20 protein-coding genes and 1 riboswitch are annotated in these 19,184 nt (G+C 59.3%); of the genes, 11 read left to right on the top strand and 9 right to left on the bottom strand.

The window, feature by feature from the left end:
• Nucleotides 1–329: 329 nt before the first annotated feature.
• From QEP12_RS03980 to trxB, 4 genes are all read right to left on the bottom strand, one after another.
• Nucleotides 330–854, bottom strand: a complete 525-nt coding sequence (locus tag QEP12_RS03980; RefSeq protein WP_284213411.1) for a 6,7-dimethyl-8-ribityllumazine synthase — start codon at nucleotides 852–854, stop codon at nucleotides 330–332.
• 130 nt (nucleotides 855–984) lie between these two features.
• Nucleotides 985–1,137, bottom strand: a riboswitch (FMN riboswitch).
• A gap of 130 nt (nucleotides 1,138–1,267) precedes the next feature.
• Nucleotides 1,268–1,438, bottom strand: a complete 171-nt coding sequence (gene rpmG / locus QEP12_RS03975; protein WP_120966500.1) for a 50S ribosomal protein L33 — start codon at nucleotides 1,436–1,438, stop codon at nucleotides 1,268–1,270.
• A 22-nt stretch (nucleotides 1,439–1,460) separates the two neighbouring features.
• On the bottom strand, nucleotides 1,461–1,694 hold the full coding sequence (gene rpmB, locus QEP12_RS03970; RefSeq protein ID WP_066539714.1) for a 50S ribosomal protein L28: 234 nt from the start codon (nucleotides 1,692–1,694) through the stop codon (nucleotides 1,461–1,463).
• A 233-nt stretch (nucleotides 1,695–1,927) separates the two neighbouring features.
• A complete protein-coding gene (gene trxB / locus QEP12_RS03965; protein WP_284213410.1) occupies nucleotides 1,928–2,875 on the bottom strand; it encodes a thioredoxin-disulfide reductase in 948 nt (315 codons plus the stop codon).
• Nucleotides 2,876–3,211: 336 nt separating this feature from the next.
• Here trxB and QEP12_RS03960 point away from each other — a divergent pair, with 336 nt between their 5' ends.
• Together QEP12_RS03960 and lolA are read left to right on the top strand one after the other, a co-directional pair.
• Nucleotides 3,212–5,533, top strand: a complete 2,322-nt coding sequence (locus QEP12_RS03960) for a DNA translocase FtsK (RefSeq protein WP_284213409.1) — start codon at nucleotides 3,212–3,214, stop codon at nucleotides 5,531–5,533.
• Between the two features lie 38 nt (nucleotides 5,534–5,571).
• Nucleotides 5,572–6,207, top strand: coding sequence for an outer membrane lipoprotein periplasmic chaperone LolA (gene lolA, locus QEP12_RS03955; RefSeq protein WP_284213408.1), 636 nt, complete (start codon nucleotides 5,572–5,574; stop codon nucleotides 6,205–6,207).
• Between the two features lie 242 nt (nucleotides 6,208–6,449).
• Here the strand turns inward: lolA and brnQ are convergent, their stop codons facing one another.
• Nucleotides 6,450–7,757 carry a branched-chain amino acid transport system II carrier protein gene (brnQ, locus tag QEP12_RS03950; RefSeq protein ID WP_284213407.1) on the bottom strand — a complete coding sequence of 436 codons (1,308 nt, stop codon included), beginning with the start codon at nucleotides 7,755–7,757 and terminating at the stop codon, nucleotides 6,450–6,452.
• Nucleotides 7,758–8,051: 294 nt separating this feature from the next.
• Here brnQ and QEP12_RS03945 point away from each other — a divergent pair, with 294 nt between their 5' ends.
• The 3 genes from QEP12_RS03945 to QEP12_RS03935 all read left to right on the top strand — a co-directional run bounded on the left by QEP12_RS03945 (nucleotide 8,052) and on the right by QEP12_RS03935 (nucleotide 11,496).
• Nucleotides 8,052–9,419, top strand: coding sequence for a replication-associated recombination protein A (locus QEP12_RS03945; protein WP_284213406.1), 1,368 nt, complete (start codon nucleotides 8,052–8,054; stop codon nucleotides 9,417–9,419).
• Between the two features lie 392 nt (nucleotides 9,420–9,811).
• Nucleotides 9,812–10,459 (top strand): DUF47 domain-containing protein, encoded by a 648-nt coding sequence (locus QEP12_RS03940; protein WP_219163865.1) that lies wholly within the window; start codon nucleotides 9,812–9,814, stop codon nucleotides 10,457–10,459.
• 26 nt (nucleotides 10,460–10,485) lie between these two features.
• Nucleotides 10,486–11,496, top strand: coding sequence for an inorganic phosphate transporter (locus tag QEP12_RS03935; protein WP_284213405.1), 1,011 nt, complete (start codon nucleotides 10,486–10,488; stop codon nucleotides 11,494–11,496).
• A 114-nt stretch (nucleotides 11,497–11,610) separates the two neighbouring features.
• Here QEP12_RS03935 and QEP12_RS03930 read toward each other — a convergent pair whose 3' ends face one another.
• Both QEP12_RS03930 and QEP12_RS03925 read right to left on the bottom strand, forming a co-directional pair.
• Entirely contained in the window at nucleotides 11,611–12,057 is a 447-nt protein-coding gene (locus QEP12_RS03930) for a TM2 domain-containing protein (protein WP_284213404.1), read from the bottom strand.
• A gap of 7 nt (nucleotides 12,058–12,064) precedes the next feature.
• Nucleotides 12,065–12,589, bottom strand: coding sequence for a GNAT family N-acetyltransferase (locus QEP12_RS03925; protein ID WP_284213403.1), 525 nt, complete (start codon nucleotides 12,587–12,589; stop codon nucleotides 12,065–12,067).
• A gap of 124 nt (nucleotides 12,590–12,713) precedes the next feature.
• On the opposite strand from QEP12_RS03925, the gene rpsP reads away from it, so the two are divergent.
• The 6 genes from rpsP (at nucleotide 12,714) to QEP12_RS03895 (ending at nucleotide 16,753) form a co-directional block, all read left to right on the top strand.
• Nucleotides 12,714–12,968: a 30S ribosomal protein S16 gene (rpsP, locus tag QEP12_RS03920; protein ID WP_284213402.1), complete on the top strand. Its 255-nt coding sequence runs from the start codon at nucleotides 12,714–12,716 to the stop codon at nucleotides 12,966–12,968.
• Between the two features lie 83 nt (nucleotides 12,969–13,051).
• Entirely contained in the window at nucleotides 13,052–13,621 is a 570-nt protein-coding gene (gene rimM / locus QEP12_RS03915; RefSeq protein WP_284213401.1) for a ribosome maturation factor RimM, read from the top strand.
• A gap of 22 nt (nucleotides 13,622–13,643) precedes the next feature.
• Nucleotides 13,644–14,414: a tRNA (guanosine(37)-N1)-methyltransferase TrmD gene (trmD, locus tag QEP12_RS03910; RefSeq protein ID WP_284213400.1), complete on the top strand. Its 771-nt coding sequence runs from the start codon at nucleotides 13,644–13,646 to the stop codon at nucleotides 14,412–14,414.
• Nucleotides 14,415–14,526: 112 nt separating this feature from the next.
• Nucleotides 14,527–14,913 carry a 50S ribosomal protein L19 gene (rplS, locus tag QEP12_RS03905; protein WP_284213399.1) on the top strand — a complete coding sequence of 129 codons (387 nt, stop codon included), beginning with the start codon at nucleotides 14,527–14,529 and terminating at the stop codon, nucleotides 14,911–14,913.
• A 56-nt stretch (nucleotides 14,914–14,969) separates the two neighbouring features.
• Entirely contained in the window at nucleotides 14,970–15,710 is a 741-nt protein-coding gene (locus QEP12_RS03900) for a CoA pyrophosphatase (RefSeq protein WP_284213397.1), read from the top strand.
• Between the two features lie 56 nt (nucleotides 15,711–15,766).
• Complete coding sequence (locus QEP12_RS03895; RefSeq protein WP_284213396.1) at nucleotides 15,767–16,753, top strand: CobD/CbiB family protein; 987 nt, start codon at nucleotides 15,767–15,769, stop codon at nucleotides 16,751–16,753.
• A gap of 115 nt (nucleotides 16,754–16,868) precedes the next feature.
• Here QEP12_RS03895 and rsgA read toward each other — a convergent pair whose 3' ends face one another.
• Both rsgA and QEP12_RS03885 read right to left on the bottom strand, forming a co-directional pair.
• Nucleotides 16,869–17,852 (bottom strand): ribosome small subunit-dependent GTPase A, encoded by a 984-nt coding sequence (gene rsgA, locus QEP12_RS03890; RefSeq protein WP_284213395.1) that lies wholly within the window; start codon nucleotides 17,850–17,852, stop codon nucleotides 16,869–16,871.
• The gene (locus QEP12_RS03885) at nucleotides 17,849–19,171 is read right to left on the bottom strand and encodes a M48 family metallopeptidase (protein WP_219163876.1); all 1,323 of its coding nucleotides are present in this window, start codon (nucleotides 19,169–19,171) and stop codon (nucleotides 17,849–17,851) included. The genes rsgA and QEP12_RS03885 overlap by 4 nt, the downstream gene beginning before the upstream one ends.
• Nucleotides 19,172–19,184 lie beyond the last annotated feature (13 nt).

The following is a 19,184-nucleotide window of genomic DNA, read 5'->3' as shown; positions in this document are numbered from 1 at the left end:
CTGAAATTTCATGGGTAGGTAAGAAGCGTTGGTTGAAAACTTCCGCAAAACGCTTTTCAGTTTGGATGCAGCGCCGCGCGCCCTTGCACCACGGCGGGCGCGCTGTTTTGCCCCTCAGCCAGATTGCTGCGCACGATGGGTTCCGTTTCACGCCAGATTGTGCAGAGTGCTTGCTGGCCGCGGGCAAGCAAGCAACGCGCCCACCGGGGTGAACTCTTGGCCGTCGTCCTTCATGGCAAGGGGTTCTGCGCAGCGTGGGGGAAGTAGATGGTTTGGATAGCTGCCAGCGCAATATCCATAAGCGCTAGAGCCAGCAAACACCCCTAACTTTAAGCAGTGACCGCTTCACCCAGCAGCGCATCCACCGCCGCATGCGCGGCCAAGGTTTCGGCGCAGGCATTGGCCGCTTCTTCGCCCTTTTTCACAAAGTGCGTGCGGAAAAAGCCCAGTAGGTCTTCGGAAGGCTGGAAGTTGTAGGGCGTCAGCGCCACGGAGAACACGGGCACGCCGGTGTCCAGTTGCACGCGCATCAGCCCATCGACCACGGCGGTGGAAACAAATTCGTGGTGGTAGATGCCGCCATTGACAATCACGGCGCAGCCAATCACCGCATCAAATTGGCCGGACTGTGCGAGCTTTTGGGCCATGAGCGGGATTTCAAACGCACCGGGCACTTCCACGGGGTGAATGCGCGCGGGGGCGGCGCCCAGGTGTTGCAGGCGCTGGGCGCAGGCGTCGCGGGCCTGGTGCACCACGTCGCTGTGCCAGTTGGCGCTGACGATGGCAATGCGGGCAGTGGCCAGTACAGCCTGGGTGGCGCTGTGGGGTTGGGAGGGTGTCAAAGTCTGATTCATGTGTGTCTTTCCAAGACGTGCAAGCAATGAATCAGGGCGCGCGAAGGCAGACGCAACCTGTGCAAAGGTGTGAGCGCACTTGCACCAAGGCAGGCACACTCCGCCCAGCGGCAGGCTGGAAGGCAGGTCTTCACGTATCTCTTTCATCCGGACTGTGACCGTCGGCTCTGGCGTTGCACCAGATCTGCTGACCTTGGGCGGCGTAGCTGCCCAAGCGCTCGCGGGCTTGCAGCCAAGGCTGCTTACCGCCGGTGGGGAATTGCACCCCGCCCTGAGAACGTATGTCGCCAGCACGCAGTGCAAGCGACAAAGGCAATTGTAGGCAGCCTGCTTGCCCGTACACGTCGCGCAGGCAACAAAAAACCGCCTGCAGCTTGCGCTGTGGCGGTTTCTTGTCCGAAGAAACGGCTGAATTACTTCAGCTTGGTTTCCTTGTACTCGACGTGCTTGCGAGCCTTGGGGTCGAACTTCATGATCGACATCTTTTCAGGCATCGTCTTCTTGTTCTTTGTGGTCGTGTAGAAGTGACCTGTGCCAGCAGTCGAAGCCAGCTTGATCTTTTCGCGTCCGCCTTTGGAAGCCATGTTGATTCTCCTTCAGTGGAAATTAAGCTTGGCCACGGGCGCGCATGTCTGCGAGCACGGAGTCGATGCCGTTCTTGTCGATCAAACGCAGAGCAGCGCTGGAAACGCGCAAACGCACCCAACGGTTTTCTGTTTCAACCCAGAAACGACGGTACTGCAGGTTGGGCAGGAAACGACGCTTGGTCTTGTTGTTGGCGTGGGAAACGTTGTTGCCCACCATGGGCTTCTTGCCCGTAACTTCACATACGCGTGCCATTTGGACACTCCGATAGTTGAAACGGCCAGCGACTCGAGCGCTTTGCGGCAGCAAAGCTGGGTCGAAGGCCTCACCTCGCCAGTTAAAGGGTGGCGGTGGCCCAAATTTGTCGCACTCCGCAACTGGCAGGCACCAGTGCTAAATGCAGCAAAGCCCGCGATTATACGGGCTATGTGAAAAATTGCGTGGCCCAACAGGGTTTTATGCCTGCAATGCCCGATACGGCGCGTGGTTTATTGGTCCAGGAAGCGCTGGGCATCCAGGGCCGCCATGCAGCCCGTGCCGGCGCTGGTGATGGCCTGGCGGTAGACATCGTCTTGCACGTCACCGGCGGCGAACACGCCGGGCACGCTGGTCTGGGTGGCGTAGCCCTTGCGGCCGCCTTGCGTGACGATGTAGCCGTTTTCCATCTCCAGCTGGCCCTTGAAGATCTCGGTATTGGGCGAGTGACCGATGGCGATGAAGCAGCCTTGCAGGGCGATGTCTTCGGTGGTGCCGTCTTGCGTGCTCTTGACGCGGATGCCGGTCACGCCGGACTGGTCGCCCAAGACTTCATCGAGGGTGAAGTGGGTCTTGAGTTCAATCTTGCCTTCCTTGACCTTTTCCATCATCTTGTCCACGAGGATGGGCTCGGCTGTGAACTTGTCGCGGCGGTGAATGACGGTGACCTTGGATGCAATATTGGACAGGTACAGCGCTTCTTCCACGGCGGTGTTGCCGCCACCCACCACGCACACGGGCTGGTCACGGTAGAAGAAACCGTCGCAGGTGGCGCAACCGGAGACGCCGCGGCCCATAAATGCTTGTTCCGAAGGCAGTCCCAGGTATTTGGCCGATGCGCCGGTGGCGATGATCAGGCTGTCGCAGGTGTAGGTGCCGCTGTCGCCGGTCAGGGTGAAGGGGCGCTGGGACAGATCCACGCTGTGGATGTGGTCAAACACCATCTGGGCCTTGAAGCGCTCGGCGTGTTCCATGAAGCGCTGCATCAGCTCGGGGCCTTGCACGCCGTTGACGTCGGCAGGCCAGTTGTCCACTTCGGTGGTGGTCATCAGCTGGCCGCCTTGGGCCATGCCCGTCACCAACATGGGGTTGAGGTTGGCGCGCGCAGCGTAGATGGCTGCGGTGTAACCGGCAGGGCCGGAGCCCAGAATCAAAACTTTGGCGTGTTGGTTAGTGGACATGTTGCTTTTCGAAGAGATGGTTGCAGCGCGCAGCGCGCAACACCGTTGAACACTCAAGCAGCCGCTGGGCAGGCGTGACAGCTTGCGCAGGACAGTCATGCATTGTAGAAAGCTGGCGTTGTCCTTGGGATGCGTATCTATAAACAGGCCCATAGCTTGCAGCTAATGGGTAGCAATAGGTAGCGAATGGCTAGCTGACAGGTGCAGCGTTCACCCACGCTGCTGCCAGCGTGGAGCATTCGGGGGCGTCTGGCTGCGGTTGTTGCAAGTGCTTGCACTGGTGTTGCAACCGTTTGTGTAAGGCACTGCGCGCCTAGGGTAAGCTCCCGCCTGCGTATGACTTATTCCTCCAATGCATTGAACGCAAATTCCAGCAAAACCGCGCCCCGAAATGGTCTGGCGCGCTTTGGTCACGAGATTTGTTTGATCGCAGGGTCGTTAGGCCTGTTTTTTTGGCTGCTGGCGATGGTGAGCTACTCCATCGTTGACCCTGCTTGGTCCACCTCGGGCAGCAGTGATGGCGGGCTGGTCAATAACTGGATGGGGCGCTTGGGGGCCTTGGTGGCCGACGCTTGCTACTTTGGCTTTGGCATGTCGGTGTGGTGGCTGGTGGTGATTGCCGCCTATACCCTGGCACGCTCGGCGTTGCGTTGGATACGCGGCCAAAGCATGCTGGATGTGCCGGTGGCAGAGCGTTTGCAGTGGTGGGCCGGTGTGTTCTTGCTGGTGGGCGTGAGCTGTGCACTGGAGTGGTCGCGCCTGTACCGGTTTGAAAATGTATTGCCCGGCCATGCAGGCGGGGTGATTGGCTATTCGCTGGGGCTGACCGGGGTGCGCTGGCTGGGTTTTACCGGCTCTGGCCTGATTGGCATTGTGCTGCTGGTGGTGGCCTTGGGGCTGGTGTTTCGCTTCTCTTGGGGCCGTTCGGCTGAAAAATTAGGAGCGCTTATCGAAGGCGTGATACGCCTGAGGCAGCAAAAACGCGAAAAAGGCAAGGATGTGGCCGAGGGCCGTAAAGCGGCGCAAGAGCGCGCCAAGGTGCTGGAAGAAGAGCGTTTTGAGCACGAAGACAGCCACCATGAGCCGGTGCTGATCATCACCCCGCAAGCGCCGCCTGCGGTGCCCAGCGAACGCGTGGCCAAAGAGCGCCAGCATGCGTTGTTCAAGGATTCGCAAATGCCCGAAGCCGGGCTGCCACAGGTGGATTTGCTGGATGCCGCACCGGCCAAGCAAGAAACTGTCTCGCCCGAGACGCTGGAGATGACCAGCCGCCTGATTGAGAAAAAGCTCAAGGACTTCGGCGTGGAAGTACGCGTGGTGCAGGCCACGCCGGGCCCCGTGGTCACACGCTACGAGATTGAGCCCGCGACCGGCGTGAAGGGCTCGCAGGTGGTGAACCTGGGCAAAGACTTGGCACGTTCGCTGTCGCTGGTGTCGATCCGCGTGATCGAGACCATTCCCGGCAAGAACTTCATGGCGCTGGAGTTGCCCAACGCCAAGCGCCAGTCGATCCGCCTGTCCGAGGTGCTGGGCTCGCAGGTCTACCACGAGGCCAAGAGCCTGCTGACCATGGGTCTGGGCAAGGATATTGAAGGCAAGCCCGTGGTGGCCGATCTGGCCAAGATGCCGCACGTGCTGGTGGCTGGCACCACCGGCTCGGGCAAGTCGGTGGGTATCAACGCCATGATTTTGTCGCTGCTGTACAAGGCGGAGGCCAAAGACGTGCGTCTGCTGATGATTGACCCCAAGATGCTGGAAATGTCAGTCTACGAAGGCATTCCGCACCTGCTGGCGCCCGTGGTGACCGACATGAAGATGGCCGCCAATGGCCTGAACTGGTGCGTGGCCGAGATGGAACGCCGCTACAAGCTGATGAGCAAGCTGGGCGTGCGCAATCTGGCGGGCTACAACGTCAAGATTGGTGAAGCCAAGGCAAAGGGCGAAATCATTGGTAACCCCTTCAGCCTGACGCCGGAGTCGCCCGAGCCCCTGGATCGTCTGCCGCACATCGTCATCGTGATTGATGAACTGGCCGACCTGATGATGGTGGTGGGCAAAAAGATTGAAGAGCTGATTGCCCGCCTGGCGCAAAAGGCGCGTGCAGCTGGTATCCACCTGATTTTGGCCACCCAGCGCCCCAGCGTGGATGTGATCACGGGCCTGATCAAGGCCAACATTCCGACACGTATTGCGTTTCAGGTGTCATCCAAAATTGATAGCCGAACCGTTCTAGACCAGATGGGTGCCGAAAGCTTGCTGGGCATGGGCGACATGCTCTACATGGCCAGCGGTACCGGCATGCCCATTCGGGTGCACGGCGCGTTTGTGTCAGACGATGAAGTACACCGTGTGGTGAGTTATTTGAAGGAACAAGGCGAGCCCGATTACCTCGAAGGGGTGTTGGAGGCGGCCACCTCGGAAGACGGTGGTGTGGACGGCGAAGGTGGTGAAGGCGGTGAAAAAGACCCCATGTACGACCAGGCCGTGGAAATTGTTTTGAAGGACCGCAAGGCCAGTATTTCGTACGTGCAGCGCAAGCTGCGCATTGGCTACAACCGCTCGGCCAATCTGCTGGAGCAGATGGAGCAGGCGGGCTTGGTGAGCAGTCTCACCAGCAGTGGTCAGCGCGAAGTGCTGGTGCCTGCGCGCCCTGAGTAATTCCTTGCAGCCTTGGCTGCAAGGCGAAAGGAAAATGGATGAAAAAGTCTTTGTTGGCGCTGACTGTGTGGGCCACGTTGCCGCTCGCTGTGTGGGCCGATGGGCTGCAAAGCCTGGAAAACTTCATGCGCACCGCCAAGGCGGGGCAGGCACAGTTCACGCAGACGGTGACCGCGCCCGCCAAGGAAGGGCAAACCGCGCGCACCAAGACCAGCAGCGGGCAGTTTGAGTTTCAGCGCCCGGGCCAGTTCAAGTTTGTCTACACCAAGCCGTTTGAGCAAACCATCATCGCCGATGGCAAGACCGTGTGGCTGTATGACGTAGACCTGAACCAGGTCACGCAGCGCAAGCAAGCCGATGCGCTGGGCAGCACGCCCGCCGCAATTTTGGCCTCGGCCAATGATCTGGCGGGGTTGCAAAAGGACTTTGTGCTCAAGTCCGTGCCCGATGCTGATGGTTTGCAGTGGGTAGAGGCCAAGCCCAAGGCGGCCGATGGTCAGCTGAAAAATGTGCGCGTGGGTTTTCAGGGCGACACCTTGGCGGCCATGGACATCTTGGATGGCTTTGGTCAGCGCTCGTTGATTCGCTTCAACCAGCTGAAGGTGTTGCCTTCTTTGCCCGCAAGCCACTTCAAGTTTGAAGTGCCCGTGGGCGCGGACATCATGCAGCAGTAATGTTGCAGGGTGGTTGGAAGTGAATTAGATAGCTGGTAGCGCTGGTCAACCAATGGTTTCAGGCATTTAAGTGCTTGAATGCTTGATAGATAAAGCGCTAGCAGCTTCTTTTTTTGATGAATAGGCTGCTGCACTGCGCTTTACCGCTGCTTCCTGCCCATGAAAAAAGCCCTGTAGCTGATGGCCGCAGGGCTTTTTTGTGGGCGCCTTGCAAACGCGGCGCCCAGGCGGTGAATGGGCTTTTAGGGGGCCGCGCGGGCGCGGTCTGCCACCGTGGCAACCACCAGCACGGCCGTCACAGGCAGCAACCAACCCAGCCCCAGTGCGCTGCCGGGCAGGCTGTCCAGCACGGCGGGGATGAGGGAGCCAAAGCCAGCAGCTTTGATGGCGTCCACAATGCCAAAGACCAAGGCCACGCCCATCACGGGGATGAAGACACGGGCTTTGTGGCGGAACAGCTTGGACATCAGGCCCAGTGCAATCAGTGCCATCGCTACCGGGTAGATACCCACCAGCACGGGCACAGCCACGGCAATCAGCTGCGCCAGGCCTTGGTTGGCCACAGCGGCGCTGAAGACCGACATGATGACCACCACCGTGCGGTATGGGATGCCCAGCAGTTCGCTGAAGTAGGCCGAGCAGGAGCTGACCAGGCCCACGCCGGTGGTCAGGCAGGCCAGCAAGATGACGGCTGCCAGCAGGAAGATGCCTGCCGTGCCAAAGGTGCTGTCCACATAGTGGTTCAAGATGTTGACGCCGCTGGCGCCGGCTTCCACCACGGTGCCGCTCATGCCGCCCAGATAGACCAGCGAGACATACACCAGCCCCAGGCCGGTGGCGGCAATCAAGCCGGCATAGATGGTGTAGCGGGTGTGCAAGCGGGTGTCCGTCACGCCAGCGGCCTTGATGGCCGCCACAATGATGATGCCGAAGACCAGCGATGCCAGCGCATCCATGGTCTGGTAGCCCTGCAAAAAGCCTTGGGCCAGTGCCTTGCCTGCCGAGGCATATTCCGCTGCGGGTGTGGCCACGATCTCGCCGGCGGGGGCGACAAAGGCTGCAATGCCCAAGATGGCCAGCACCACAATCAATGCGGGGGTGATGATCTTGCCGATGTTGTCCATCAGCTTGCCAGGGAACAGCGACAGCACCATCACCAGCGCAAAGTAGGCAATCGTGAAGATCAGCAGCGCTTGCGGCGTGTTGCCGGTAAACGGCGCCATGCCCACTTCAAACGACACCGTCGCTGTGCGCGGGGTGGCAAAGAAGGGGCCAATCGTCAGGTAAATGGACAGGCCCATCAGGGTGCCTGCCGCTTTGCCGATGGGGCTGGTCAGTGTGTCCAAGCCACCGCCGACGCGGGCCAGTGCCACCACGCCCAGCAAAGGCAGGCCCACGCCGGTCAGCAAAAAGCCCAGGGCGGCAGACCACTGGAATTCGCCAGCCGCCAGGCCCACGCTGGGTGGGAAGATGATGTTGCCAGCGCCCAAAAAGAGCGCAAATGTCATGAAGCCGAGGGCAAAAATGTCCCGCGTCTTGAGAGTTGTCATGGGAAAACCTAAAACCAGAAAGCTGCTGCACAGGGGCAGACAGACTTTGTTGCAAACGACGAATGCGGATTCCGTGCGGATACGCTGAGGGCCGGATGTCGACGCGCTCAGGGGCAAGGCGCTTGCTGACCAAGGGTTGCAGTGGCCGCAAGTGGTGAAGGGTTCCCGTGCCGATTAAGCTTGTGGCTTCGGTACAGAGAGCTACAGGCGGTATGAACGGCGCTGGTAAGCATCGTGCATTGCGTGTAGTGATCCGCTGAATCACCTATTTTGATGCAGATAAAGTTCTGTTATATGGCTATTCCAAAAACAACCCCTCAGGCTGATGTTGATTTGTCCCAGCGCAAAGGCGGCGGTCACCGCCCCGCACTGCACCAGCCTTTGCCAGAGCGTTTGCGCCCGCGCACGCTGGGGGAGGTGGTGGGCCAGCAGCAGGTGCTGGGCGCGGGCATGCCGCTGCGGCTGGCGTTTGAGTCAGGCCGCCCGCACAGCTGCATCTTGTGGGGGCCGCCGGGCGTGGGCAAAACCACCATCGCCCGGCTGATGGCCGATGCGTTTGATGCGCAGTTCATTGCCATCAGTGCCGTGCTGGGCGGGGTCAAGGACATTCGAGAAGCCGTAGAGAAAGCCGAAGCGGCGCGCAGTGGGCTGATGCCGCAGCGCACCATCGTGTTTGTGGATGAGGTGCACCGCTTCAACAAAAGCCAGCAAGACGCGTTTTTGCCGCATGTGGAAAGCGGCTTGTTCACCTTCATCGGGGCGACCACGGAGAACCCGTCCTTCGAGGTGAACTCTGCGCTGCTCAGTCGTGCAGCCGTATATGTGCTGCAAAGCCTTACGGCTGAAGACTTGAAGCAAATTGTGGCCAAAGCCCAGGCAGTGCAAGCGGTGCCAGCTATGGAAGATGAAGCGCTGGAGCGCTTGATTGCCTATGCCGATGGCGATGCGCGGCGCTTGCTCAACACACTGGAGACGCTGGCCATCACGGCCGAGCAGGCGCAGATCGGCACCATCACCGATGCCTGGTTGCTGCAAGTGCTGGGCGAACGCATGCGCCGCTATGACAAGGGCGGCGAGCAGTTCTACGACACCATCAGCGCGCTGCACAAGTCTGTGCGCGGCTCTGACCCCGATGCCGCGCTGTACTGGCTGGTACGCATGCTCGATGGCGGCGCCGATCCGCGCTACATGGCGCGGCGCATTGTGCGCATGGCCTGGGAAGACATTGGCCTGGCCGACCCGCGTGCCTTGCAGATCGCCAACGACGCGGCGGCCACGTATGAGCGCCTGGGCAGCCCCGAGGGCGAGTTGGCGCTGGCGCAGGCGGTGATTTACCTGGCCATGGCTCCCAAGAGCAATGCCGGCTACAAGGCCTACAACCAAATGAAGGCCTTGGTCAAAACCGAAGGCACGCGCCCCATTCCCATGCATTTGCGCAACGCGCCCACCAAAATGATGAAAGATCTGGATTGGGGTAAAGGCTATCGCTATGCGCACGACGAAGAGGGCGGCTTTGCGGCCGGGGAGGACTACTTTCCGGAAGGCATGGACAACCCCCACTTCTACCAGCCTGTGCCGCGCGGCCTGGAGATCAAAATTGGGGAAAAGCTGGCGCATTTGCAGCAACTCAATGCAGAGGCCGCCGAAAAGCGCAAACCCTGACCTCCCCTTTTTGGTGCATTTTGTTGCTGCAGTGCAACAAAAATAGGGGTGGCAAGCGTCATTTTTCTGTTTTTTCACAGGCATAGACAGCGAAAGCCTGAAGAAAAGAGCGTGCGCTCACGTCTGATGGTTTTTTACAAGATATGTCACACAACTGTCATAAAAATTTAATTAAATCTTCATGGCGTTGTCATGGACAATTGCCGGAAATGCACGGTTGCCCAGGGTGGTGACGGTGCTTTTTTGCCTTTGGCAAAGTGTTGCGTAGCAAGCGGTCTGGCTGCAGTGAGCGGCACAGGCGGTATTGCCGCTCATCCCAAATTTTTACAGCCTACGCAGTGTTCTGCGTAGGCTGTTGACCATTCAAACCCTCTCCCATTGAAGGAGCGCTCATGCTGTTTGGCAAGCTCTTGCCCCGCGAAGGCAATTTTTTCGAAATGTTCAACCAACATGCAGACCGCATTGTGGAAGCCGCACGTGCTTTTTCACAACTGGTGTCGAACTACAGCGACCCGCACCTGCGCGAAAAGTACAACAGCGATGTGGACAACGCCGAGCGTGCTGCTGACCGTGTGACGCATGAAGTGAGCAAGACGCTGCATCAGACCTTCATCACCCCGATCGACCGTGAACACATCCACAGCCTGATCAATGGCATGGATGACGTGGCTGACCTGATTCAGGACTCGGCCGAAGCGATGGCGCTGTATGACATCCGTAGCATGACGGACGAAATCCACCGTCTGGCGGATCTGAGTCTGAAGTGCTGCGAGCGCCTGCGTGACGCCGTCAAGATGCTGAGCCATATTGCCGACGCAGGCACTGCGGAAGCAGCGCTCAAGACGTGCGAGGAAATCGACCGCCTGGAGTCCGACGCTGACCGCGTGCTGCGTGCCGCGATGAGCAAGCTGTTCCGCGAAGAAGCGGATGTGCGCGAGCTGATCAAGCTCAAGGCCGTGTACGAGTTGATGGAAACCATCACCGACAAGTGCGAAGACGTGGCCAACACGATTGAGGGCATCGTCCTCGAGAACTCCTGATCGATCAGCACAGGAAATCTTTGACCATGGAAACCGTACAAGCTGCCCTGTGGGTGGTCATTTTGCTGGTGGCAATGGCGCTGGTGTTCGACTTCATGAATGGTTTTCATGATGCGGCGAACTCGATTGCGACCGTTGTTTCCACCGGCGTGCTCAAGCCCACGCAGGCCGTGGTATTTGCAGCCTTTTTTAACTTCATTGCTATTTTTGTCTTCCACCTGAGTGTGGCGGCCACCGTGGGCAAGGGCATTGTGACCCCTGACATTGTGGACACCCATGTGGTGTTTGGCGCCTTGGCGGGTGCTATTGCGTGGAACCTGATCACTTGGTACTACGGCATCCCATCGAGCTCTTCGCATGCGCTGATCGGCGGTATCGTGGGTGCGGTGGTGGCCAAGGCGGGCACAGCCCCCCTGGTGGCAACCGGCATTTTGAAGGTGGTGGCGTTTATCTTTATTTCGCCACTGCTGGGCTTTTTGTTTGGCTCTCTGCTGATGGTGATTGTGGCGTGGATGTTTCGCCGCTCGCGCCCCAGCAAGGTGGACAAATGGTTCCGCCGTCTGCAACTGGTTTCTGCGGGTGCCTACTCGCTGGGCCACGGTGGCAATGATGCGCAAAAGACGATTGGTATCGTCTGGCTGCTGTTGCTGGCCACGGGCTATATGTCCAGCAGCGATACTTCGCCGCCGCTGTGGGTGATTGTGAGCTGCTACGCCGCCATCGGCATGGGTACCATGTTTGGTGGCTGGCGCATCGTGAAAACCATGGGTCAGAAGATCACCAAACTCAAGCCTGTGGGGGGGTTCTGCGCCGAAACTGGTGGTGCAATCACGCTGTTCACGGCCACCGTGCTGGGCGTGCCGGTGTCGACCACGCACACCATCACCGGGGCGATTGTGGGTGTGGGCTCGACCCAGCGCATGAGTGCGGTGCGCTGGGGTGTCGCTGGCAATATTGTGTGGGCGTGGATTTTGACCATTCCTGCCAGCGCCTTTGTGGCCGCGATTGCGTACTGGGTGAGCTTGCAGCTGTACTAAGTACGGTGCAATACTGCAAATACATGAGCGCCTAGCGCTTAATAAAAAAGGACTTCAAAGTGAAAATGCTTTGAAGTCCTTTTTCTTTATGCGTAAGCAGCTATGTTTTTTTTGCTACTGAGAAATCTTGCGCGCTTCCTCAATCTGGTATTCAAAGTAATGCTGAAAGCTGTAGGCCAAACTGGCCATCAGCACGGCCGCGCCCACCATCAGGGCCAAGGCAATCGCAGCAATCGTGCACCAGTTGGTTTGGCCTGGCGTAGCGCTGTCGGCACTGTGCGGGTTGTAGCGGGCGTTCCATTTTTCAGGGCTGCTCAAGCCGTACAAGATGGCGACCAAGGCGCAGGCGGCGATGGTGAAGCCCAGCAGTGGAATCAGCAGCCAGCTGAGTTGGTCATCCTGCCCCCACTGCTGCACCCGCTGAATGCCGTACAGCCCTAGCGCGGTGGGCACGGGCAGCAGCCAGCCCAAGGTGTCGCCCAAGCCATGCAGGTAAAAACGGTGCAAACCCAGGGGGCCGCCCACAAAGGCCAGCCATGCCGCAGCAGTCTTGTTTTTCATCCAACCATTATTCGGGCGAGGTGGTGTCTCCTGCACCTAGGGACTTCTCCATCATCACCACATCCAGCCAGCGCCCAAATTTCCAGCCCACGCTGCGCAGCGTGCCCACATGCGCAAAACCCGCAGCGCGGTGTACGCCCACCGAGCCGACATTGCTGCTGTCACCAATCACGGCAATCATTTTGCGCACGCCGCAGGCTTCGCATTCGCGGCACAGCGCATCCAGCAGCAAACGGCCAATACCTTGGCCGCGTGCCTGGTTGGCAACATAGATGGAGTCTTCGGCGGAAAAGCGGTAGGCCGGACGGGGTTTGAACCAACTGGCATAGGCGTAGCCCAAGATGCTGCCGTCCTCAGCTTCGGCCACCAGCCAGGGCAGGTTTTTGCGCAGCACATCGTCGCGGCGCGCGGACATCTCGGTCAGCGAAGGCGGTTCATTTTCAAAAGTGCCCGTGCCGTGCAACACGTGGTGGCAGTAAATAGCCGTAATGGCAGGCAGATCCAAGGGGTGGCTGGCTCGAATGGTGGGCATGAAAATTGGAATGCTATATAATGTCTGCTTTTGGGCGTGTCGCTGGCCGGGTGGCTATGTCGCGTGTCTCAAACGCCTGAAAAACTATTGCAGCAATTTGCTGCAACCACCCGAAGGATAAATCATGGTCGTTATTCGACTCTCCCGTGGCGGCTCCAAGGCTCGTCCGTTTTTCAACATCATCGCTGCTGACAAGCGTACCCGCCGTGATGGCGAGTGCATTGAGCGTCTGGGTTTCTACAACCCTACCGCACGTGGCGCTGAAGAAGGCCTGCGCGTTGCCCTGGATCGCGTGGCTTACTGGAAGAGCGTTGGCGCACAAATCAGCGACACCGCTGAGCGCCTGGTCAAGCAAGCCGCTGCTAAGGCTGCTGCTTAATTAGCACCCCCATTGAAAACGGGTTCCGTTGGCTAGTCTGACGGAACCCGTTTTTTCTTTTCCTCGTCTTTGCCAAGATCACCATGAGTCACATGCCTGAACTAAAGTCCGTTGCACTGCCTGAAGACGCGGTGGAAGTGGGGCGTATTGCCGATGCTTGGGGCATCAAAGGCTGGTTCAAGGTCATTGCTTACAGCGCAGACCCCGAGGCCTTGTTCACCGCCAAGCAGTGGTTTTTGTTGCCCGCGGAAAAAGGTGCCAAGAATTTTGCAGGCACCGTGCTGCTGCCCATTCAGCAGGTGCGCCCACACTCGGACACCATTGTGGCTGCGTCGCCGTCCGTGCCAGACCGTAATGCGGCCGAAGCATTGCGCGGAGCCCGCATTTTTGTGGCGCGCGAGCATTTCCCTAAAACCGATGATGGTGAGTACTACTGGGTCGACCTCATGGGGTTGAGGGTAGTCAACCGCGAAGGCGTGGATTTGGGGGTGGTCAAAGACTTGCTGGCGACCGGTCCGCAAACCACTTTGGTGATGGGCTACGAAGAAGGTGGCAAGGAACGCGAGCGCATGATTCCGTTTGTCGATGCCTATATCGACCATGTGGATCTGCCGGGCAAGACCATCACTGCGGACTGGCAGCCTGATTACTAAGCCGACTTTGGCGGCAAGCACCATGCGTTTTGACATCATCACTTTGTTCCCTGAAATGTTTGCCCCTTTCCTGGAAAGCGGCGTGACAAGGCGAGCCTATGGCTCGGGGCAGGTGGCGGTGCATTTGTGGAACCCGCGTGACTACGCCGAGGGGAACTACCGGCGCGTAGATGATCGCCCTTTTGGCGGTGGCCCTGGCATGGTGATGATGGCGCAGCCATTGCAGCACTGCCTGGATGCCATCCGTGCGGCGCGCGCAGCCGGGGGGGAGGTGCAACCCGCTCCGGTGCTGCTGTTTTCACCGATTGGCACCACCCTCAAGCACGACGTGGTGGCGCAGTGGGCAGGCAGCCAGGGTGCGGTGCTGCTGTGTGGTCGTTATGAAGGTATTGACCAACGCTTTATCGATAAGCACGTCACCCACCAATTGAGCCTGGGGGATTTTGTGTTGTCGGGCGGCGAGCTGGCAGCCATGGTGCTGCTGGATGCCATCACCCGGTTGCAGCCCGGGGTGCTTAATGACGAAGGCAGTTTTCAGCAAGACAGTTTTAATCCGGCGCTGGACGGCATGCTGGACTGTCCCCACTACACCCGTCCCGAAGTGTGGCAGGGGCAAGCAGTGCCTGCAGCGCTGCTGTCTGGCCACCACGGCAATATTGAACGCTGGCGCCGAGACCAGCGATTGCGTATTACGGCCCAGCACCGCCCGGAATTGGTCGAGCAAGCCCGCGCACAAGGGCTGCTGAACGCCAAAGACGAAGGGTTTTTGGCAAAAAACGCAGCCAAGCTATAATCATCGGCTCTTCGATCCTCTATCCGGCCGCTGCATCGGTTTGAATGCAGCCATCGTCTCAATCCCGAGGCTTGCCAATCCTGGCGCGGACACGATCGAGTTGGATGAAATCATGAATCTGATCCAGACTCTTGAGCAAGAAGAAATTGCTCGCCTGAACAAGACCATTCCTTCCTTCGCGCCTGGCGACACTGTGATCGTGTCCGTGAACGTGGTGGAAGGTTCGCGCAAGCGCGTGCAGGCCTACGAAGGCGTGGTGATCGCTAAGCGTAACCGTGGTCTGAACAGCGCTTTCACCGTGCGTAAGATCTCTTCGGGCGAAGGTGTGGAGCGTACGTTCCAAACTTACTCTCCCCTGATCGCCGGTGTTGAAGTCAAGCGCCGTGGTGACGTGCGTCGTGCCAAGTTGTACTACCTGCGTGAGCGCAGCGGTAAGTCGGCACGTATCAAGGAAAAGCTGCCACAACGCGTTAACAAGACTGCTGCAGCAGCCGTGTAATTCGCGCGCCTTCCTTGGGCAAAAAGCCGCTACAGTTCGCTGTGGCGGCTTTTTTTATGCCTGTTGGAGATGCATTCTTGCCTTCGTCTTCCCGTTCTGCGGCCCCGTTGTTGGGTTCTTTGACCGCACGCATTCCGCACTTTGATCCCCGCGCCGTTCCCGTGGTGGGGGTGGATGCGCATTTGCCGGCAGTGCCCAGGGCCGCGCAAACCCCGCAGGCCCTGCGCGCGCGCTTTGCGCGGCCGCCGCAGTGGCAGCCTGAAGTGCGCGCTGAAGCACGCTTTGCAGATCGCGTACCTGCGCAGGCAGCCGTGCTGGTGCCTTTGGTGGTGCGGGATGAGTTGATGGTGTTGCTGACGCAACGCACCCAGCATTTGTCCACCCATTCGGGGCAGGTAGCTTTTCCCGGGGGCAAGCAAGACCCGGAAGATCAGGATGCCGTAGCTACTGCACTGCGTGAAGCCCATGAGGAAGTGGGCTTGGAGGCGGCGCAAGCCGAAGTGCTGGGCAGTTTGCCGGTGTATGAAACAGGGACGGCTTTTATCGTGACGCCGGTAGTGGCACTGGTGCAGCCTGATGTGGCTTTGAAGCCCAATCCCTATGAAGTGGCGGAGGTGTTTGAAGTGCCGCTGCGCTTTTTGCTGGATCCGGCCCACCACCAGCGGCATCGCCTGCACTGGCAAGGGATGGAGCGTGAATGGTGGTCCATGCCTTATGACGATGGCGGGCATGAGCGCTATATCTGGGGTGCGACTGCGGGAATGTTGCGCAACTTTTACCGTTTCATGGCCGCTTAAAGCAAAGTGCAAGGGTTTGGGGTGGCGCTGAGAATGCTTGCCAGTATCATCAGCCTATGAGTTTCTTTGCCATCTTGCTTGCCCTGTTGTTGGAGCAAGCCCGACCGCTGTCACGCGAGAATCCGGTGCACGCAGGTATTCGGGCTTGGTCTGTGTCTGTGCGCCGCAATTTTGATGCGGGGCGAGAGCACCATGGCTGGGTAGCCTGGGGATTGGCGGTGGTGCCACCTGTGCTGCTGGTGGTCGGGGTGTATTGGCTGCTCATGCGCTGGGTGGGCTGGCCTGCCGCCATGCTCTGGAATGTGGCGGTGCTTTATGTGACGCTGGGCTTTCGCCAGTTCAGCCACCATTTCACGCGCATCCGTGATGCACTCGACAGTGGCGATGAGCATGCGGCCCGCGAAGCACTGGCCGAGTGGCGCCAGGTTGAGACCACCGAGGTGCCGCGCAGCGAGATGGTGCGGCATGTGATTGAGTATTCGGTCATCAGTGCGCACCGCCATGTGTTTGGGGTGCTGTTCTGGTTCGCGCTGCTCGCAGCTGTGGGCCTGGGGCCTGCGGGCGCGGTACTCTACCGTGTGGCAGAGTACCTGTCGCGTTACTGGTCGCGCAACGCGATTGCCGGGGCCGCGCCGGTGAGTGAGCGGCTGCAGCAGTCGGCCAAGCAGGCGTGGCTGGTGATTGACTGGCTGCCTGCGCGGATGACGGCGCTGGGTTTTGCGGTGGTGGGAAGCTTTGAGGAAGCGATTGATGGTTGGCGCTTCCATACCAAGCACTTTCCCAATGACAACGATGGTGTGATCTTGGCTGCAACGGCAGGTGCCATCAATGTGCGTTTGGGTGGCAGCGGCTTGAAGATGCGCGAGGAGCTCACCACAGCCCCGATTTACGACGATGAAGACGCATGGCAAGAGCCGGGCGTCACGCCTGGCCGGGAGGCGGAGATGGGGCACCTGCGCTCGGTGGTGGGCTTGGTGTGGCGCAGCGTGGTGGTGTGGATGCTGCTGCTGGCGCTACTGAGCTTGGCGCGGTTGCTCGGATAGTATTTTGATAGCTGCTAGCGCTTTCTGGATAAGGGCTAGAGCAATATTTGATATATAAAAAGCCTGCGATGAAAACCGCAGGCTTTTGCTTTTTTGGGTGGGCTAAAGTGTTGACTTAGTACTTGTAGCCCGCGTTCAACTCTTCAGACAACTCGGTGTAGATGCGGTAGCGGTTGGGGTGGATGTAGTGCGGGCTGCCCTCGTTGTCTACCTCGGCCATCACGGCGCAGCCCGGCTCGTGCAAGTGGGTGCAGTTGTAGAACTTGCACTGATCGGCCAGCGCGCCAATGTCGGGCATGCACCGGGGCAGGTCCGTCGCTTTGATGTGGTAGAGGCCAAACTCCTGAAAGCCAGGTGAGTCAATGATGGCGGTGGTGCGTGCTTCGTCCATCCAGTACCAGCTGGTGGTGGTGGTGGTGTGCTTGCCAGTATTGAGGACCCGCGAGATTTCGTTGGTGGCAGCTTGCGCACCGGGCACCAGCAGGTTGATCAGTGTGCTTTTGCCCACGCCGGAGGGGCCCAGCACAAAGGTGCGTTTGCCAGCCAGCAATTCCATCAAGGCGGCTTTTTGCTCCGGGTCATCGCTGGTCAGGTTCAGCGGAATGATGGGGTAGCGCTCGCTGCCGTCGGCATTGAGGATGCTGCGATAGGCCTCCAGCCGCTGCCAAGCCATGGCAAAGGCTTCTTCCAAGTCAAACTTGTTCAGCGCAATGATGGGGGTGATGCCGGCGTCCTCCGCAGCAATCAAGGCGCGGGCCAACTGGCTTTCCGAGAACACAGGCTCTGCGGCAATCACGATCAGCACCTGGTCGAGGTTGGCAGCAAAGGTTTTGGTGCGTATTTCATCCTGACGGTACAGCAAATTGCTGCGCGCCAGCACTTGCTCGATCGTGCCTTCTTCGCCTTGACCAGGTGGCGCTGCTTGCCACAGCACACGGTCACCAACGACGGCCTGGCTTTTCTTGCCGCGTGGATGGCAGATGCGGCGCTCGCCGTCCGCTGTTTCTACGATGCAATGGCGGCCATGGCTGCCTACGACCAAGCCTTCGGTCGATGCGGCAGCAGACGCCACTGCGGATTTGCTATGTCTGCGGCTCATGCGGCACTCGCTGACTGAGGGGTTGCAGGGGCTGGCATGCGCGCAAGGCGCTCGACTGCCGGCGGGTGCGAGTAGTAGTAGCGCGCATAAACGGGGTCTGGGGTGAGGGTGGAGGCGTTGTCCTCATACAGTTTGAGCAAGGCGCTGGCCAAGGCACTGCCTTGGGCTTGCTGCATGGCGTAGGCATCGGCCTCGAATTCATCGCGGCGCGAAAAGTGTGCCAACAGCGGGGAAGCCCAAAACGTAAACACAGGCATGGCCAGCATGAACAGCAACAAAGCCAAAGCGTTGTCGTATGCGGGCTGGCCAAACACCATGGCGGTGCTGGGGGTAACGCCCAGGCCGGTGAAGAACCACACTTGCTGCGACAGCCAGCCCAATACGGCAAATCCAGCCAAGCTCAGTGCAAACATGCCCAGCATGCGTTTGGTAATGTGCTTGTGTTTGAAGTGGCCCAGCTCGTGCGCGAGCACGGCCTCCACCTCATCCGCGTTGAGCTGCTGGAGCAAGGTGTCATAAAACACCACGCGTTTGCTGGCGCCAAAGCCTGTGAAGTAGGCGTTGGCGTGGGCCGAGCGGCGGCTGCCATCCATGACAAACAGGCCCTTGGCCGCAAAGCCGCAGCGTTGCATCAAATGGGTGACGCGAGCTTTGAGGGTTTCATCGGCCAGCGGTTCAAACTTGTTGAACCAAGGGGCGATAAAAGTGGGGAAGATCCACATCAGCAGCAGCTGAAACCCCGTCCAGATGCCCCATGCCCACAGCCACCACAGACTGCCTGCGGCACCCATAAACCACAGAATCACCCAGGCAATCGGCAGGCCAATCACAGCTGCCAGCACCGTGGATTTGAGCAGGTCGCCCAGCCAGATGGCGGGTGTGCTTTTGTTGAACCCAAAGCGCGCCTCCAGCACAAAGGTTTGATAAAGCGAAAAAGGCAGATCCAGCAAACCGGAGATCAGCGCAAACGCTGCCAGCAACACCAATTGCTGCGCCATCCCTGGCGCCATGAATTGCAGTAGCGCCGTGTGCAAGGCGTTGAGCCCGCCCAACAACGTCCAGCCCAGCAAAATCAATGCACCCCAGGCCATGTGGGCCAAACCAAGGCGTGCTTTGGCCAAGGTGTAGTCGGCCGCTTTTTGGTGGGCAGCTAAGGAAATGTGGTTGGCAAATGTGCCGGGCACCTGGTCGCGGTGTTGGGCTACATGGCGCACTTGGCGCGTGTTCAGCCAAAGCTGCACCAGCAGCTGCAGTGCCAAGGCTGTGGCAAAGGCCAGAGTCAGCACCAGTGAGGGGGAAAGAGCATTTGTTGTGGGCATTGGCGGCGAGTGT

Source organism: Comamonas jiangduensis, assembly GCF_030162955.1.
Lineage (GTDB): Bacteria > Pseudomonadota > Gammaproteobacteria > Burkholderiales > Burkholderiaceae_C > Comamonas > Comamonas jiangduensis.
Note: the sequence above shows the minus strand (reverse complement) of the source record. Positions and strands in the feature narration are given on the sequence as shown.

Coding starts and splice junctions, on each gene's coding strand:
- rpmG (WP_120966500.1), bottom strand. CDS start 1,438: ATGGCTTCCAAAGGCGGACGCGAAAAGATCAAGCTGGCTTCGACTGCT.
- trmD (WP_284213400.1), top strand. CDS start 13,644: ATGCGTTTTGACATCATCACTTTGTTCCCTGAAATGTTTGCCCCTTTC.
- QEP12_RS03960 (WP_284213409.1), top strand. CDS start 3,212: ATGACTTATTCCTCCAATGCATTGAACGCAAATTCCAGCAAAACCGCG.
- lolA (WP_284213408.1), top strand. CDS start 5,572: ATGAAAAAGTCTTTGTTGGCGCTGACTGTGTGGGCCACGTTGCCGCTC.
- QEP12_RS03980 (WP_284213411.1), bottom strand. CDS start 854: ATGAATCAGACTTTGACACCCTCCCAACCCCACAGCGCCACCCAGGCT.
- QEP12_RS03895 (WP_284213396.1), top strand. CDS start 15,767: ATGAGTTTCTTTGCCATCTTGCTTGCCCTGTTGTTGGAGCAAGCCCGA.
- rpsP (WP_284213402.1), top strand. CDS start 12,714: ATGGTCGTTATTCGACTCTCCCGTGGCGGCTCCAAGGCTCGTCCGTTT.
- rsgA (WP_284213395.1), bottom strand. CDS start 17,852: ATGAGCCGCAGACATAGCAAATCCGCAGTGGCGTCTGCTGCCGCATCG.
- trxB (WP_284213410.1), bottom strand. CDS start 2,875: ATGTCCACTAACCAACACGCCAAAGTTTTGATTCTGGGCTCCGGCCCT.
- QEP12_RS03925 (WP_284213403.1), bottom strand. CDS start 12,589: ATGCCCACCATTCGAGCCAGCCACCCCTTGGATCTGCCTGCCATTACG.
- rpmB (WP_066539714.1), bottom strand. CDS start 1,694: ATGGCACGCGTATGTGAAGTTACGGGCAAGAAGCCCATGGTGGGCAAC.
- QEP12_RS03935 (WP_284213405.1), top strand. CDS start 10,486: ATGGAAACCGTACAAGCTGCCCTGTGGGTGGTCATTTTGCTGGTGGCA.
- QEP12_RS03885 (WP_219163876.1), bottom strand. CDS start 19,171: ATGCCCACAACAAATGCTCTTTCCCCCTCACTGGTGCTGACTCTGGCC.
- QEP12_RS03940 (WP_219163865.1), top strand. CDS start 9,812: ATGCTGTTTGGCAAGCTCTTGCCCCGCGAAGGCAATTTTTTCGAAATG.
- brnQ (WP_284213407.1), bottom strand. CDS start 7,757: ATGACAACTCTCAAGACGCGGGACATTTTTGCCCTCGGCTTCATGACA.
- QEP12_RS03900 (WP_284213397.1), top strand. CDS start 14,970: ATGCCTGTTGGAGATGCATTCTTGCCTTCGTCTTCCCGTTCTGCGGCC.
- QEP12_RS03930 (WP_284213404.1), bottom strand. CDS start 12,057: ATGAAAAACAAGACTGCTGCGGCATGGCTGGCCTTTGTGGGCGGCCCC.
- QEP12_RS03945 (WP_284213406.1), top strand. CDS start 8,052: ATGGCTATTCCAAAAACAACCCCTCAGGCTGATGTTGATTTGTCCCAG.
- rimM (WP_284213401.1), top strand. CDS start 13,052: ATGAGTCACATGCCTGAACTAAAGTCCGTTGCACTGCCTGAAGACGCG.
- rplS (WP_284213399.1), top strand. CDS start 14,527: ATGAATCTGATCCAGACTCTTGAGCAAGAAGAAATTGCTCGCCTGAAC.